14 protein-coding genes and 3 pseudogenes are annotated in these 13,924 nt (G+C 68.9%); 5 read left to right on the plus strand and 12 right to left on the minus strand.

Annotated features, from left to right (window positions below):
- The first annotated feature begins 39 nt into the window (after positions 1-39).
- Positions 40-693: a hypothetical protein gene (locus ACWY4P_RS33805; protein WP_456204338.1), complete on the plus strand. Its 654-nt coding sequence runs from the start codon at positions 40-42 to the stop codon at positions 691-693.
- A 218-nt stretch (positions 694-911) separates the two neighbouring features.
- On the opposite strand, the gene ACWY4P_RS33810 is transcribed toward ACWY4P_RS33805, so the two are convergent.
- The 3 genes from ACWY4P_RS33810 to ACWY4P_RS33820 all read right to left on the minus strand — a co-directional run bounded on the left by ACWY4P_RS33810 (position 912) and on the right by ACWY4P_RS33820 (position 2,809).
- A complete protein-coding gene (locus tag ACWY4P_RS33810; protein ID WP_456204339.1) occupies positions 912-1,493 on the minus strand; it encodes a hypothetical protein in 582 nt (193 codons plus the stop codon).
- Between the two features lie 84 nt (positions 1,494-1,577).
- Positions 1,578-2,069 carry a cupin domain-containing protein gene (locus ACWY4P_RS33815; protein WP_456204340.1) on the minus strand — a complete coding sequence of 164 codons (492 nt, stop codon included), beginning with the start codon at positions 2,067-2,069 and terminating at the stop codon, positions 1,578-1,580.
- A gap of 254 nt (positions 2,070-2,323) precedes the next feature.
- Complete coding sequence (locus ACWY4P_RS33820) at positions 2,324-2,809, minus strand: carboxymuconolactone decarboxylase family protein (RefSeq protein ID WP_456204341.1); 486 nt, start codon at positions 2,807-2,809, stop codon at positions 2,324-2,326.
- Positions 2,810-3,009: 200 nt separating this feature from the next.
- On the opposite strand from ACWY4P_RS33820, the gene ACWY4P_RS33825 reads away from it, so the two are divergent.
- A complete protein-coding gene (locus ACWY4P_RS33825; protein WP_456204342.1) occupies positions 3,010-3,939 on the plus strand; it encodes an RNA polymerase sigma-70 factor in 930 nt (309 codons plus the stop codon).
- An 83-nt stretch (positions 3,940-4,022) separates the two neighbouring features.
- On the opposite strand, the gene ACWY4P_RS33830 is transcribed toward ACWY4P_RS33825, so the two are convergent.
- The gene (locus ACWY4P_RS33830; protein WP_456204343.1) at positions 4,023-4,886 is read right to left on the minus strand and encodes a LysR family transcriptional regulator; all 864 of its coding nucleotides are present in this window, start codon (positions 4,884-4,886) and stop codon (positions 4,023-4,025) included.
- Between the two features lie 91 nt (positions 4,887-4,977).
- Here ACWY4P_RS33830 and ACWY4P_RS33835 point away from each other — a divergent pair.
- Positions 4,978-5,710, plus strand: a pseudogene (locus tag ACWY4P_RS33835) (SDR family oxidoreductase).
- A gap of 137 nt (positions 5,711-5,847) precedes the next feature.
- On the opposite strand, the pseudogene ACWY4P_RS33840 reads toward ACWY4P_RS33835, so the two are convergent.
- The 6 genes and pseudogenes from ACWY4P_RS33840 to ACWY4P_RS33865 form a co-directional block, all read right to left on the minus strand.
- Positions 5,848-6,147: pseudogene (locus ACWY4P_RS33840) on the minus strand (site-specific integrase); the annotation flags it as partial.
- Positions 6,148-6,347: 200 nt separating this feature from the next.
- The gene (locus tag ACWY4P_RS33845; RefSeq protein WP_456204344.1) at positions 6,348-6,878 is read right to left on the minus strand and encodes a hypothetical protein; all 531 of its coding nucleotides are present in this window, start codon (positions 6,876-6,878) and stop codon (positions 6,348-6,350) included.
- Positions 6,879-6,964: 86 nt separating this feature from the next.
- Positions 6,965-8,103: pseudogene (gene tgmC, locus ACWY4P_RS33850) on the minus strand (ATP-grasp peptide maturase system methyltransferase).
- Complete coding sequence (locus ACWY4P_RS33855) at positions 8,093-9,298, minus strand: methyltransferase domain-containing protein (protein WP_456204345.1); 1,206 nt, start codon at positions 9,296-9,298, stop codon at positions 8,093-8,095. The pseudogene tgmC and the gene ACWY4P_RS33855 overlap by 11 nt, the downstream one beginning before the upstream one ends.
- Positions 9,295-9,444, minus strand: coding sequence for a hypothetical protein (locus tag ACWY4P_RS33860; protein ID WP_456204346.1), 150 nt, complete (start codon positions 9,442-9,444; stop codon positions 9,295-9,297). Before ACWY4P_RS33860 ends, ACWY4P_RS33855 begins: the two co-directional genes overlap by 4 nt.
- A gap of 243 nt (positions 9,445-9,687) precedes the next feature.
- The gene (locus ACWY4P_RS33865; RefSeq protein WP_456204347.1) at positions 9,688-10,062 is read right to left on the minus strand and encodes a hypothetical protein; all 375 of its coding nucleotides are present in this window, start codon (positions 10,060-10,062) and stop codon (positions 9,688-9,690) included.
- Positions 10,063-10,518: 456 nt separating this feature from the next.
- Between ACWY4P_RS33865 and ACWY4P_RS33870 the strand changes: the two genes are divergently transcribed.
- Positions 10,519-11,739, plus strand: a complete 1,221-nt coding sequence (locus tag ACWY4P_RS33870) for a helix-turn-helix transcriptional regulator (RefSeq protein WP_456204348.1) — start codon at positions 10,519-10,521, stop codon at positions 11,737-11,739.
- A 12-nt stretch (positions 11,740-11,751) separates the two neighbouring features.
- On the opposite strand, the gene ACWY4P_RS33875 is transcribed toward ACWY4P_RS33870, so the two are convergent.
- Positions 11,752-12,243: a hypothetical protein gene (locus ACWY4P_RS33875; RefSeq protein ID WP_456204349.1), complete on the minus strand. Its 492-nt coding sequence runs from the start codon at positions 12,241-12,243 to the stop codon at positions 11,752-11,754.
- A gap of 112 nt (positions 12,244-12,355) precedes the next feature.
- On the opposite strand from ACWY4P_RS33875, the gene ACWY4P_RS33880 reads away from it, so the two are divergent.
- The gene (locus tag ACWY4P_RS33880; protein WP_456204350.1) at positions 12,356-12,727 is read left to right on the plus strand and encodes a MerR family transcriptional regulator; all 372 of its coding nucleotides are present in this window, start codon (positions 12,356-12,358) and stop codon (positions 12,725-12,727) included.
- A 1-nt stretch (position 12,728) separates the two neighbouring features.
- On the opposite strand, the gene ACWY4P_RS33885 is transcribed toward ACWY4P_RS33880, so the two are convergent.
- Positions 12,729-13,862 (minus strand): epoxide hydrolase family protein, encoded by a 1,134-nt coding sequence (locus tag ACWY4P_RS33885; RefSeq protein ID WP_456204351.1) that lies wholly within the window; start codon positions 13,860-13,862, stop codon positions 12,729-12,731.
- Positions 13,863-13,924 lie beyond the last annotated feature (62 nt).

Here is a 13,924-nt window from a genome sequence, read left to right on the forward strand (position 1 = left end):
CTGACCGCACTGTGCAGGGGCCAACTAAGCTCTCGCACCATGTCGTCGCCGCACATACCCTCCCCCGCGCCGAACGCCACGGTCATCCGCGCCGGCCGCCGCAGCGCCATGACCGGGCTCCCCTGCTCCATCGTCCTCATGGTGATCGGCGCCGTCGGCATCTTCGGCGTTGTCCTGGTAGCCACCGGGAAACAGAAGGGGGAGGCCACCGTCACCGGGTTCGTCGGGCTCGGGTTCGCGGTGGCCCTCGGCGTTCTCGGCATCATCCTCTTCGTCCCCTTCTGGGTGAACCGCCGCAACAGAATTCTCATCGACCACACAGGCCTGTGGCTCGAAAAGGGAGACCTTCGGAGCGTCATCCCCTGGCACACCCTCGCCGGAGTCGCCCTTTGCTGGAGCGAGTTCGGGCGCAAGGGGAAGATGTACTCCCTGGAGCTGTACCCCACCGGCCCCATCGACCGGGACGACCCGATCCTGTGGGGCCTGGTCCGCGACGAGGAGCCGTTCCACCCCGGCTTTCCCCGCCTGCGCCACCGCCTCCCCCTCGCCGCCGCCATTCAGCGGCCGGTGGTCGAGGCTGTCCAGCAGCACGTCCCGCAGATCTGGCTGGGCGAGTCCCAGCGCCCGGCGGGCCACATCGGCCGCCCCGACGTCAGGGGACACCGGGCGCGCACCCGGGGCCGCACGCCCTGAGCCGCCGGGGCGGCGCTCTACCCGCCCGACATCGGCCCCGGAACCACGGTCCGGGGCCACGGCTGGCTGGCGGTGACGGAGGAGGGCGTCGGCCACGGCCCGTTCACCGGTGTACTCCGGATCTGAGCAGCGGCCGTGAGGCAGCGGTGGTGAGTCATCGGCTATGAGTCAGCGGCCACGAGACCTCCGGCCTCAGCCGGGCAGTGAGGCATCCGGCCTCAGCCGGGAAAGGCGCGGGCGAACCCGGCCAGATTCCGCGGGCAGGTCCATATCTCCCGGGTCATCCGGCCCTCGTACCAGGACTGCGCCCCCTCCTCGTCGGGCCAGAGCTCCTCGTCGGCCAGGGCCGCCTCATGGGCGGCGTCCCGCTCCGGATGAGCCAGCATCTCCAGGACATACCGGAAGTTGTCCAGCTCCAGATCGAACGGCGCGTCGTCACACGGGTGCGCCTCATGCGCACAGGACGCCTCCCCCAGAGCCCGCTCGACCGCGCCCATCGCCTCCAGCACCCGGGCCTCGGCCGCCGCGTCCGGGCGGGCGTAGATCACATAAGGGCCTATCAGCACCAGCCCCAGCGTCCACATCGCCGTCTCCGACCCCGCCCCGCCGGCCGCCACGCTCGCCTCGAGATTCTTCGCGCACGTCAGCACCGTGGCCGGCGCATCGCCGAGGTAGTAGCCGTGGCGCATCTCGTCCCAGTCTGCGATCAGCTCGTCCCACTCGGCAGGGGTGGCCGGCCCCGGGGCAGGGGGCAACTCGTCGTCGCGCCGGTCCTTGTCCGTCTCCACATTGGTCACCATCCGAGGATGACATGAGGATCTGACCACCTGCTGATCCGGTGGGCGCCGCTCCGGCTGACCGGCCCCCATGGCACCCGCATCCGCTCAGACCATGTACTGGTCGTGGCGGCGGTAGAGGTCGGCCCACTCCTCCTCGCTGAGCTGCCGCCCGCTCGCCACGATCTCCGCCAGTTCCTCGAAGTAGGCCTCGCGCGGGGCCCCGGGGGCGAACAGGACCAGCATCGAGGCGGGCCCCTCCGGATTGTTGAACGCGTGGATTCCGCCCGGCGGGACGAACAGGAAGTCGCCCGGCGCGGCGTTGACCCAGCGTTCTCCGTCGTAGAGCCCGACCGTGCCGGACAGGACGAAGAACGACTCCGACATCGTCCGGTGGAAGTGCGCGCCCGGGCCGCCGCCGGGCTCCCCTCGCATGTCCCATCGGTAGAGCCCGTACTGCCCGCCGGTGGACTCGCCGGTGGCCAGGTAGTGCACGTGCGAGCGCTCGCCGATCACCAGGTCAGGCGCGGAGCCGCCCTTCCACAACGTGCCGCTGACCTCGCCCTTGTCCGCGTGGAAGAGCTCCTTCGGGTACGACATGCCGGTCTCCTTGTCGATCGTTCCTGCCGACTGCCGGGCCGCGTGCGCGCGACGCCGACAGCATTCTCGCCATGGCCATGAAAGCCCGTCCTCGAAGCGGGCGTTGAACCCGTCAGGTCAGGACTGCCGGATCGCGGCGACGTCGAGCTCCAGCGTCCAGTTCACGCTCCAGTCGTTGCGGTTGATCGTGACGCATGCCTGGAAGCCGACCCTGAAGCCGAAGGACCGGGGCCGGGACGCAATTCGCCTGCTGGTCAGTTCGCCATGTCGGCGAACTTGCCGGGCTCGTAGGCACCCCCCGGGTTGTGCACGATCACGCCGAGCCGGTTGGCCGCGTTGATCACAGCGACCAGGTAGACCAGCGCGGCCGTCTGGTCGTCGTCGTAGTGCTCACGCACCTGGGCCCAGGTCTGGTCGGACACGCCGAGGTGGGCGTCGGCGATCCGGGTGCCCTCCTCGGCAAGTGCCAGTGCGGCCCGCTCGGCCTCGGTGAACACCGTGCTGTGGCGCCAGGTGGCGACCAGGTTGAGCCGCACCGCGGTCTCCCCGGCAGCCGCGGCATCCTTGGTGTGGTAGTCGACACAGAAGCCACAGCCGTTGATCTGGCTGACGCGCAGCATCACCAACTCCTGGGTGGCCTGGGGCAGCGACGACTGCTGGATCGCCAGGCTCACGTTGTAGAACCGCTTGCTGATCTTGGCACCGAGCTCGTTGGCCATCAGATCGAAACGGGGTTCCATGACTTGCTCCTCACCGATTGTGTTGCGTACCGCGCGGATCGTCCGCGCGGCGTCCCGACGAACAAGAGACGCCGGCGACTCGATCCCTGTGACGCCCGCGGCTACGTGACGTGCGCCACCGGTCGGGGGTGTCACAAAGCGGTGGGGAGCGGTGTCTTGTGCGTGTGACACAGCAGAGAGCGAACAGGCAGGAGCCGGCCATGGGCGAGCGAACAAGGGACACACCCGAGCAGGCCGCTCGTGCCGACCGCATGGACTGCGCCACCGAGGCGTTCGTCGCCCACCGCAACCTGCTGTTCACCGTCGCCTACGAGATGCTCGGCTCGGCCGCCGACGCCGAGGACGTCCTCCAGGAGACCTGGCTGCGGTGGTCGGACGTCGATCTCGACACCGTGCGGGACCGGCGTGCGTACCTGGTCCGGATCACCACGCGACAGGCGCTGAGCCGACTGCGTACGCTCGGCCGGCGCAAGGAGTCCTACGTCGGCCCCTGGCTGCCCGAGCCGCTGCTGACCGCGCCCGACGTGGCCGAGGACGTCGAGTTGGCCGACAGCGTCTCGATGGCGATGCTGCTGGTACTGGAGACGCTCACCCCGACCGAGCGGGCGGTGTTCGTGCTGCGCGAGGTGTTCGACCTCGGGTACGACGAGATCGCCGAAGCCGTCGACAAGAGCCCGGCCGCGGTCCGTCAGATCGCCCACCGGGCACGGACACACGTCGCCGCGCGCCGACCGCGCGGAGTCGTGTCCCCGGCCGAGGCCCGCGACGCGCTCAAGGCGTTCCAACGGGCGGTCGAAACAGGCGATCTGCAGAGCCTGCTCGACCTGCTCGCGCCGGACGTGGTCCTCGTGGGTGACGGCGGCGGAGTCAAGGAGGCCGTGCTGCGGCCCGTCGTGGGGGTCGATCAGGTGGCTCGCCTGTTGGCGGTCGCCCTGCCCAGGATCGGCGGCGAGGGGTCGGTCGAGCCGGCGCAGATGAATGGCTGCCCGGCTCTGATCGTCCGGCTCAACGGGGAGATCGACAGCGTCGTGGCGGTGCGGATCGACGACGGCACGGTCACGGGGCTCTACATCGTGCGCAACCCCGAGAAGCTGTCGCGTGTCGAGCGGGAGACCACGGTGAGCCGCTGAGTGACGACAGTGAATTCGGCCTCGAGTTCCTGTCGGATCAACAGGCAGCCCAGTAGGCGGCGTTCAACGGGGCGCGCAGAGGGTCATAGCCGTGTGGCCGTGCGGATCAGCCCGGCGAGGGCGAGGGAGCGGCTGTGCGCGGGCCAGGCGATGTGGGTGACGACGGGGGGCGCGTCGGTCAGGGGGACGGCGGTGTGCTCGGCCCATAGCCAGGCGCGGGCGGAGTCGGGGAAGACGGCCATGGTGCGTCCGAGGGCGATCAGCTGGGCCAGCTGCGTCTGGTCGTGGATCTCGGGGCCCGGGCCGGGTGGGTACGTGCCGTGGCGGGACCAGCGGGCGAGCGGAAGATCGGGGATGTCGCTGACGTCGGCCAGGGACAACGTATTGTGCGCGGCGAGCGGGTGCCCGGCGGGCAGGATGGCGATCTGCCCCTCGGCCATCAGTTCCTCGCTGTCGAACCCGGCGAGGGAGTTGAACGGCGCGTGCATGAGCGCCACATCAGCGCGGCCATCGCGCAGCATCCCTTCCTGCTCACACGTGCCGCTCGGCAGCACCTCGATCTCGGCGGCGTCGGGCTCGGCCGCGTAGGCGTCGAGGAGCTTCTGCAGCAGTTCGTGAGACGCGCCGGCCTTCACTGCCAGCACCAGGCGGTTGCGGGGGCCACCCGGACTGTCGGCGCCACCGGCACGACGGGTACGGCGAGCGGCAGCGGTGGTTGCGTCGAGGGCTGCGCGGCCCTCGTGCAGCAGCACCTCTCCGGCGCCGGTCAGGGAGACGCCGCGGCGGTTACGTTTCAGCAGGGAGACGCCGAGGCGCCGCTCGAGCTGCTGGATCGCCCGGGAGAGCGGTGGCTGGGCAATGCCGAGGCGCTCGGCGGCGCGGCCGAAGTGCAGTTCCTCGGCGACGGCCATGAAGTACCTCAGCTCGCGGGTCTCCAAGGTGTCCATGGCCACAGCGTACCTGTGATACCTGCCGGGTATGACAGGGCACTGTATCGGTGTTGGATGCGCCGCTCGTTCGCGAGCGAGCATCGACGGCATGAGCGAAACGAAGATCGCGTTGGTGACCGGCGCGAACAAGGGAATCGGGTACGAAATTGCGACCGGGCTGGGCGCCCTCGGGTACCGCGTGGGCGTGGGGGCCCGCGACGAGGCCCGCCTTGAGGTCGCCGTTGAGAAGCTGCGCGCCGCCGGGGTGGACGCGTTCGGGGTGCCGCTGGACGTGACCGGCGACCAGAGCGTCACCGACGCCGCGGAACTGGTCGAACGGCAGGCCGGGCGCCTGGACGTCTTGGTCAACAACGCCGGCATCTCAGGAGAGACGGGGCCGGGGTGGATGCAGGACCCGACCACGCTCGACCTCGACGTGGTCCGTACGGTCGTGGAGACCAACGTCATCGGTGTCATCCGGGTGACCAACGCGATGCTTCCCCTGCTGCGGCGCTCGACGTCGCCACGCATCGTCAACGTATCCAGTGCCGTCGCCTCCCTGACCCGGCAGGCGGACCCGGACATCGAGATCGGCCCCATCATGGCGGCCTACTCGCCGTCGAAGTCGTTCCTCAACGCCGTCACCGTGCAGTACGCCCGGCAGTTCGCCGGTACGAACATCCTGATCAACGCCGCCTGCCCGGGCCTGGTCGCGACCGACTTCACCGGCTTCCACGGACCCCGCACTCCCGAGCAGGGCGCAGCCACACCGATCCGGCTCGCCACGCTGCCCGACGGCGGCCCGACCGTTCTTTGAGGACGACGGCGTCATCCCCTGGTAACCCCGAACCTGTCGTGATCATGCCGTAAGCCCTGGCGTGCTCGATGCGACCGCGGATACCGAGGCCGGTGGCGTGGGGTACTACCGCTCCCGGTCCGACAGGCCGTCCGCCGCACCGCTGACCTCCCGGTCGTGTGGTCAGCGTCGGCTGTCGCCTGGCGCGAGCAGGCTCGTGACCTCGGCGATCGCCTCTGCCGAGGGATGGAAGTACTTCCGTACGTCCTCGGGCTTCTTGTGCCGGGACTTCGCCATCGGCATCAGCAGGCTCGCCCCCGCCTCGCCGAGGTGCGTGAGCCCGGAATGCCGCCACTCGTGCAGATCCCAGCCCGTGCCGCTCTCGCCGCCGAGGGCGGTGTGCTTGTCCAGCACCATGCGGGCCTGCCCGTACGACAGCCGGACCAGCCCGGTGTCCGGGCACACGTCGCGCGGGCTGACGACCGACCTGTAGCCGACATCCGTTCGCCGAGATCACTTGCATCGCCTGACCGTTCCCGTACGCCAGCGGGCCGACAGATCCTCGTAGTGGACGGCAACAAAGGCCTTGCCGCCCGCTGCATCGGCACCGTCGAGCAACGGCTGCCCGGCCCGCCTCTGCGGAACGGCCGGATTGGACAGCCTGGCGCCCGTGACACGTCGAGTCAACGCCTCCCCAGCGCCGCTCGTGCTGCTGCGGCAAACTCGCTCAAGCGCTCTGACAGCCGACCCACCTCGACGGCGTGGCGCTCCATGAAGCTGGCGTTACCGTCCGGAGCGTTCGCCGGGGTGTCACGTAGCGCGAGAAGGGTCGTCTGCGTGGACCGAAGGGTCGTGTAGACGCCTCGAGCTGCCTGCTCCACGGTCTCTGGCCCTTCGACCGCCAGGTTGGCCCAGGCAGCCAGTGCCAAAGCCAGCTGGTCATGAGCCTGTTGCAGTCTGCGATCGATTTCTTCCCTATCCCTTTCGCCTATGAACGCGCGCCCGGCCATCTTCAGCGCGTTCTGTGACTCACTGGCTGGGGCAAGGAAGGCGCTGTACGCATCACGGCGCGTCTGCCTGCGCCAGTGGGCGTGCTCGGCTCTGGCCTGTGCTCGCACTTGCTGACGTGTTGACCAACCAGTGATCGCCGACGCGATGACGGTGCCTGCCACGCCGATCGATGCCCCGAGCAATGCTGCTATTCCCTGGTCCACGGCGACGTGTCTATCGCACCCGTCGGCGGTCGAACATGCGCGGTCACAATGGCCGGCCCCGTGCAGTAGGGGCGATGGGAGGCGGTTCAGGTGGGCAGTTGCCACCTCGGTCCGTGCGGGCCTTCGAGCCAGACGGTCTGCGTTTCGTCGGCGACGGTCATCCCCATGGCGGACTGGTCGGGCGATCCGGCCTTCTGCCATGTCCTCAGGGCCGCTTCGACCTGGTCCCACAGGCGCAGCGGGCCATGCTGGTGGACCGTCCAACCGTCCTGGTCCGCTTCCGTCCAAGCCTGGGATCCGGTAGCCACGTCGGCGAGGACCACGTCGTTGTCCCCAGTGGTCCAGAACTCGGCGGAGGGCGCGGCGAGCTGAGCGATGAAGTGCCCGGTCCAGTCCTGAAGAAGTGCGGGATCGACATGGCTGGGGCGGCTCCGACCCGGGAGCCGATGAAACACGGGCCGGGGCGGACGTTCGTGAGGGCGGGCCAGCATGTACGAGATAGTGTCCCCGGTGAAGCGACCGGTCGCGGTGCCGCCGTCGTCGAGGGTGAGGCGGATGAGGCCGGAGGCGATCACCAGCCGCTGAGGGTGGTGGTGATGCTCCCGCCGTCGCGGACTTGCCACAGCCAGGGACGGGGGATGTGCCGGACGGCGCAGGTGGCCACCACGGCGTCGTACTCGGCGCCCTCGCTGTGTCCCTGGAGCTCGTCGCCGGTGACCAGGGTGGGGGAGTAGCCGAGCGAGTGGAGGCGATCGGCGGCCCTTTTGGCCAGGCCGGGGTCGTATTCGATCGACGTGACGTTCGCATCGCCCAGGCGGTGGCAGAGGATCGCGGTCGAGTAGCCGGTGCCCGTGCCGACTTCGAGCACCTTGTCCCCCTCCCGGACCCCCGCAACTTCGAGTGTCCGTAGGACCAGAGACGGGAGGGTGGCGGAAGAGGTGGGTCTGCCGACCACTGGGCCGGGGGCGTCGGCGGCGTCGATGCCCGTTACTTGGGTGACCCACGTGATGTCGGAGTAGGCCAGGCGCAGCCACGCCTCCTGGCCGATCTCTGTGCGGTTGACGGGTTCCCACGTGGCGCCGTTGGGCCGGTAGAACTCCGTCCCCAGGAAGAGCTCTCGGGGGATGGCTTCGACGGTCGCCCGCCATGCGGGGTCGGTCGTGTGACCGCTTTCGCTGATCTGGGTGGCGAGGGCGTGGCGGAGGTGGGCTGCGTCAGCGGGCATGGGGGTGTTCTGGGTGCTCGGGGTACCGCAGCGGATTGTCCGGTGAGTCCAACCAGGCGCGCTCGCCCTCGCCGTCCACGGTCAGCCCGAAGCGGTCGAAGCCGGGCCGGCCCTGCTGCTCCCACCACCGGTGGGCCGCTTCCGCCTCGTCCCAGAGCCGACGTGGGCCCGACTGCCACACGCGTGCCGTTGCCCCGTCGCGGAACTGCACGCACGCCCAAGAGCGGTCGGTGAGGCCGTAGAACCACACCGGGCGTGCCCCGTCGTCCTTGTCGGCGACGAGGTGTCGGCAGTGGCGGACAAGGAGGCCCAGCGCAAAGCGTTGCGGGCTGAACTGGCCGGTCACGAACTGGTCTTCTGTGACCGTGGTGGACGATTCGTCACCGTCGGCCACGCTGCCCGGGACGTACGCGGCGTGCGCGACGGGCGGAAGGCGTTGCGCCCGGAGCTTCATGAACTCCACCGGTCCCGTGAACGCGCCTGACGCGCTGCGCCCGTCGCCGGCGACGATCAGGCGGACCACTGCGTCCCCGTTGCCGTAGTGCGTGCCCCAAGGGGCGACGATGATCCCGCGCGGTCTGCTTTGCCGCACCCATGCGAACGGGATCGACCGGAGCCCGCAGGTCGCGACGATCCGGTCGTACGGTGCCACCTCCGGGCAGCCCAGGAGCCCATCCCCGTGGACCACGCGCACGGGTGCGCCGAAGCGCTCAAGAGAGGCCCGCGCTGTTGCCGCCACTGACTCGTCCACTTCTACCGTGACGACGTTCTCCGCGCCGAGCCGGTGAGCCAGCAGCGCGGCGTTCCACCCGGTGCCGGTGCCGATCTCCAACGCCTTGTGACCGGTCTGTACGTCCAGGTCCCGGAGCATGGAGAACACGACGCTCGGCATGGAGGCGGAGCTGGTGGACACCTGGCCCGGCTCCGTGCCGGAGTGGTTCCCGTCGTCCCATTGCGTGACGATGGGTGCGTCGGCGTTGGCGTACCTCAGCCATTCGTGCGGATCGTCCGCTCTGCTTATGGCAACGCTCCGGGCGGTGGGCATGTCGAACGGCCACATCAGGTCGGGCAGAAACGCGGAGCGGGGGATTGCTTGGAACGCGGGTGCCCAGTCGGGGGTGAGGAATCCGGCGGACATGAGGGTGCGCCCCAGCTCTGTGCGGCTGGGGCGGTCCTGGTGCGCGTTGGTGGTCACTGGGTGATGGCCTCAAACGTCTTGGGCGGGTTGGGTACGCCGGGGCCACCGTCCGGCGTCGGTGGCTGGTGCGGACCGGGGTAGGGCTGTCCTGGCAGCTTGTCCCCGTTGCCGCCGTCGGCGGCCGTGGTGAATTGCAGCCTCATCGTTCTCTCCTTCAGTTGGTTGGATGACGCGTCACGGAACCCATTTGGGCCACTGGCCCGCTGAGCACACCATGCACGCGACCTTGGCCGTGCCCTCGCACGTCACGCATCCCGCGAGTCCGCCGCAGCCGGGACAGCTGACCTCGCCCCAGCCCGCGCAGTAGCCGCAGTACCACGTGCGGCCGTCGGCATCTGCCCAGGTCGGCATCGGCTCAGTTGGCCGCCTCCGGACTGGGCGGGTGGTCACGGGCCGGAGTTCGCCGTACCCCGGAGGCGCAGGCGCTTCCGCTTCTCCGGGCAGGGGATCCCTGTGCGCTCCTCGCAGCGGCAGGGTCGGAACCACAGGGGGTCGAGGGCGGCCCTGAGGTCCTCGGCTGTCGCCTGTGGGAGGGAAGCGCCTTGGGTGGCTCTCAGGCGGATCCCCCTCCTGACGACGGCAGCGAGAGCCCGGGCGCCCTCCGGTCCGATGCCGTGGACGTGCACCAGGCCCGTGGGCGACGCGCCACCCACCGCCGACCAGCCGATGCTCAGCGCCTCGATGCCGGCCAGGGCTAACGCGGAGCGGAGTTCGGCGGCGGCTCTTTCGGCGTCTGCCGCGGGCTCTTCGAGGCCGGTCACCGTTCCGTCGCCGCCCGTTCGCGTGTGAAGAGCGGGATGTACGGAGGTGCCGGGTCGAGGGTTCGCATGAGGGGGATGGTCCATCCCGTAGGGATCCTGGGCAGTCCGAAGCGGATCTGCTCCGCGTACGACACGAGGTGTGGCATCGGGTCGGGCGTGGTGACGGGCTTTGGGGGAGTGGTGGAAATCGAATGCCGTTCGGGGGTGTCGGTTCGGGGGCCGAACAGGGCTCTTTTCACTCGTCCGAGTGATCGTGATACGAATTGCATTGTCGGTCTGCTCCTGTCGGATCGGCCACGCCCCGGGCCGTCCCAAGCGGTGCCGGGGTCTTGGTTGTCTGGCTACTCAACCGGGCAGGCCCACTCCGCACCACTGCGAAATTCCTGCATCTCTGCTGCGCGTTGGCTGCGAGGAGTACGCTGACCAGGGGAGACGGCACCCGGACGGAGTACGGGCATGGCAGGTAAGCGGCGCAGCTTCGCGGAGCGACGAAAGGCGTGCGGCTATACGCAGGAGTCATTTGCGGAAGCCATGCGAGTGGACCGAACCACGGTGTATCGCTGGGAGCGTGGTGAGGCTGATCCGCAGCCGCATCAACGTCCGAAGATCGCCAAACTTCTGAAGACCACGGCCAACGAATTGGATCGACTTCTCGCGCCGGATTCTCGCGCGCTCGTGGTCGCTAATCCATGGAACCTCGGCCATGGTCTTGCCGACGACGACGAACAGGACGCCTGGGAACTGGCGCGGAGAGTGGAGGCGAGCGACGTAGGGGCACAGACGCTCGAGAGGCTTGAGCGCGCTTTTGACGATCTGGCCACGGCTTATCCCGTGACTCCACCGCAAGACCTCTTGCAGCGTGTGAGGCGCCATTCTTCCTACGTGGCCGGTCTGTTGGGCGGAAAGAAGACACTGTCTGAGCATCGACGACTGCTGGTCGTCGGCGGCTGGCTCTCTCTGCTCGGTGCGACGCTACACATCGACTTGAAGCAGGAACACTCGGCTACGGCGCGGCTGCAAACAGCCGTGACACTGGCGCGGGAAGCGGAGCATGCGGAGATCGAGGCATGGTGCTACGAAACGGAAGCGTGGCGCGTCCTGACCGATGGAGACTATAAGCGAGCAGCCGAGCTTTCGAGAACTGCGCAGAGTATTGCCCCCGCCGGCACCTCCGCCCTGATTCAGGCAACCGCACAGGAGGGGCGTGCGCGCGCAAGGCTCGGCCATGGGAAAGAGACATATTCGGCGATTGGCCGGGTGCAGCAGATGTCTGACGCCCTTGGGCTGCCGGGCCGTCCCATGGAGCACCACTATCAGTACGACCCGGCGAAATCTCTCGCGTATACGGCGACAACGCTCGCTTGGCTGGGGGATTCTGCTGCGGAAGGCTATGCCCGCGAAGTGATCTCCCGATTGAACCCCGGGGGTGAAACGACTAATTGGCCGCGCCGAGTGGCCTCCGCCAACATTGACTTGGCGCTGGTTCTGCTGGCGGGAAGCCGTCTCGATGAGGCGTGCGATGCCGCCCAGAAAGCAATATTGAGCGGGCGCGTCGTGCCCTCCAACCACTGGCGGGCGCTGGAGGTCGTCAAGGCCGTTGAGGCAAGGAAACTGCCCGAAGCGCCGGATCTGCGCGAAGCGTACGAGGGGCTGACGCAGGAAGGGCGCAGCCGCTGACCCGAGCCGGGCTCATCGCCCCTCCGCGCTGAGCGGGTGTCCGGCGGACGGGCTGGCGGACGGGCCGGCGGGGCCGTCGGCGAGGTTGGTGCGTTGAGTACGCCACCACGGCAGAAGCTGAACGACACCCCACGCCACCTCCACCACGAGGAAGAGCCAGAGGACCCGCGTGGCGCCGTGGGTCAGCGCGTACGCCATCCACATCGAGAACAGCGTGCGCGCGGCGCCGTCGAACAGCCCGTGGGCCGGGAGGGGCTTGACGATGCGGAGCAGCGCCCAGACGACCACAACCGAGCCCATCAGATTCGCGTACAGGGTCTGGATCGGGTCGAGGGCGGGGAAGACACCCAGCCCGAGGGTGTCACTCAGCGAGTTCAGCGTGTCGTGCACCAGCGCATAGGTCCACGGCGTCGCGAATCCCGCGGTGATGACGAGGTCGTACCAGGCGCTTGCGCGTACGACGCGGAGATAGGCGTGGCGGGAAGGGACGAAGAGACGGTTCATGGCGAGGCTCCTGCTGGTATCTCGGCAGTGACGGGCAGCGACGAGCAGCTACGGCCTCACGCTAAACAGTGGAGTACTCTCCAAGGTCAAGTCCACAGCCGGGCGGAGAGTCATGCGTATCGGAGAGCTGGCCGCGCAAGCGGGCCTGAGCAAGGACACCATTCGCTTCTACGAGAAGGTCGGCCTCGTCACCGGGCAGCGCCTGGCCAACGGCTATCGCGACTTCCCGCCGGAGACCGTGACCTGGCTGCATTACGTCCGCACCGCGCAGACCCTCGGCTTCTCGCTGGCCGAGATCGGACGACACTTCGAGGAGCTGCGCGACGCCCCGGACTCCGCTGAGGCGTTGTCGGTGTTGTTCGAGGAGAAGATCCGGGTGATCGACGAGCGGATGGCCGAGCTTGCGGCCCTGCGGGCCGACCTCGACGCGCGGGTCGGGACGGGATGTCCGTTGCGGAGGTCGGCCACGTCGGTTGGGCGCTGAGTCAGCGGACCTTGTCGAAGAAGGCGCGGATGTCGGCGGCGATATGGCCGGGCCGCTCCATGGCCACGAAGTGGTGGCTGCCGGGGTTGTCCGTGGGCCAGTGGACGATGGTGTTGTGCCGTTCGGCGAGCCGCCGGATTCCGGGGGGTCCGCTGTAGACGCCGGTCGGCACGGCCTTCTGGCCTTCCGGCCAGCCGAAGCCCGTGCTGTCGTACATGGGCCAGGAGGAGGATCCGAAGGTGTCGGTGAGCCAGTAGAGGGTCGTGTTGGTGAGGATCAGATCGCGGTCGATCAGCTCCTCGGGGAGTTTGTCGACGACGGTGAACTCCTTGAACTTCTGGGTCATCCAGGCCAGCGCGGCGACGGGGGAGTCGTGCCAGCCGTAGGCGAAGGTCTGCGGGGCGGCGCGCAGCAGGGCGTGGTGGTCGACGCCGTTCATCCAGTCCGCTTGCTGGAGCTGTTCGAAGGCCGCGCGTTCGTCGTCGGTCAGCTCGGGGAGGTCGGCTTCGGTGGGGAAGCCGAGGCCGGCGATGACGTAGACGCCGACGACGTGTTCCGGTGCCGCCTTGGCCATTTCGGGGGCGATGTACGCGCCGAGGTCCCCGCCTTGGGTGCCGTAGCGGTCGTAGCCGAGGCGGTGCATCAGTCGCACCCAGAGCCGGGCCACCCGGGCGACGTTCCAGCCGGTTTCGCGGGGCGGCGCGGAGAAGCCGTAACCGGGCACGGAGGGGACGACGACGTGGAAGGCCTGAGACGGGTCGCCGCCGTGTGAGCGGGGGTCGGTGAGGCGGTCGATGAGGTCGGTGAACTCGATGAAGGAGTTCGGCCAGCCGTGGTTGAGGATCAGGGGCAGGGCGTCGGGTTCGGGTGAGCGTACGTGCAGGAAGTGGATGTCCTGTCCGTCGATCTCGGTCATGAACTGGGGGAATTCGTTCAGGCGCGCCTCGTGCCGGCGCCAGTCGTAGCCGTCCCGCCAGTAGTCGGCCAGCTGCTTGAGGTGGGTCAGCGGCACGCCGCGGCTCCAGCCCTCGCCGGGCAACTGCCTCGGCCAGCGGGCGCGGGTGAGGCGCTCACGCAGCTCGTCCAGGTCGGACTGGGGGATGTCGATGCGGAAGGGGCGCAGTTCGTCGCTCATGGGGGCGACTGTAGGAGGCATCTAGGTCGGATCCTGGCCTAGATGGTCCGGCATCATGGACG

The organism is Streptomyces sp. LZ34 (genome assembly GCF_053890475.1).

Bases quoted from the DNA above. Each gene is read 5' to 3' on its own strand.
- ACWY4P_RS33805 (WP_456204338.1), top strand. From the start codon at position 40: ATGTCGTCGCCGCACATACCCTCCCCCGCGCCGAACGCCACGGTCATC.
- ACWY4P_RS33810 (WP_456204339.1), bottom strand. From the start codon at position 1,493: ATGGTGACCAATGTGGAGACGGACAAGGACCGGCGCGACGACGAGTTG.
- ACWY4P_RS33815 (WP_456204340.1), bottom strand. From the start codon at position 2,069: ATGTCGTACCCGAAGGAGCTCTTCCACGCGGACAAGGGCGAGGTCAGC.
- ACWY4P_RS33820 (WP_456204341.1), bottom strand. From the start codon at position 2,809: ATGGAACCCCGTTTCGATCTGATGGCCAACGAGCTCGGTGCCAAGATC.
- ACWY4P_RS33825 (WP_456204342.1), top strand. From the start codon at position 3,010: ATGGGCGAGCGAACAAGGGACACACCCGAGCAGGCCGCTCGTGCCGAC.
- ACWY4P_RS33830 (WP_456204343.1), bottom strand. From the start codon at position 4,886: ATGGACACCTTGGAGACCCGCGAGCTGAGGTACTTCATGGCCGTCGCC.
- ACWY4P_RS33860 (WP_456204346.1), bottom strand. From the start codon at position 9,444: ATGAGGCTGCAATTCACCACGGCCGCCGACGGCGGCAACGGGGACAAG.
- ACWY4P_RS33870 (WP_456204348.1), top strand. From the start codon at position 10,519: ATGGCAGGTAAGCGGCGCAGCTTCGCGGAGCGACGAAAGGCGTGCGGC.
- ACWY4P_RS33875 (WP_456204349.1), bottom strand. From the start codon at position 12,243: ATGAACCGTCTCTTCGTCCCTTCCCGCCACGCCTATCTCCGCGTCGTA.
- ACWY4P_RS33880 (WP_456204350.1), top strand. From the start codon at position 12,356: ATGCGTATCGGAGAGCTGGCCGCGCAAGCGGGCCTGAGCAAGGACACC.
- ACWY4P_RS33885 (WP_456204351.1), bottom strand. From the start codon at position 13,862: ATGAGCGACGAACTGCGCCCCTTCCGCATCGACATCCCCCAGTCCGAC.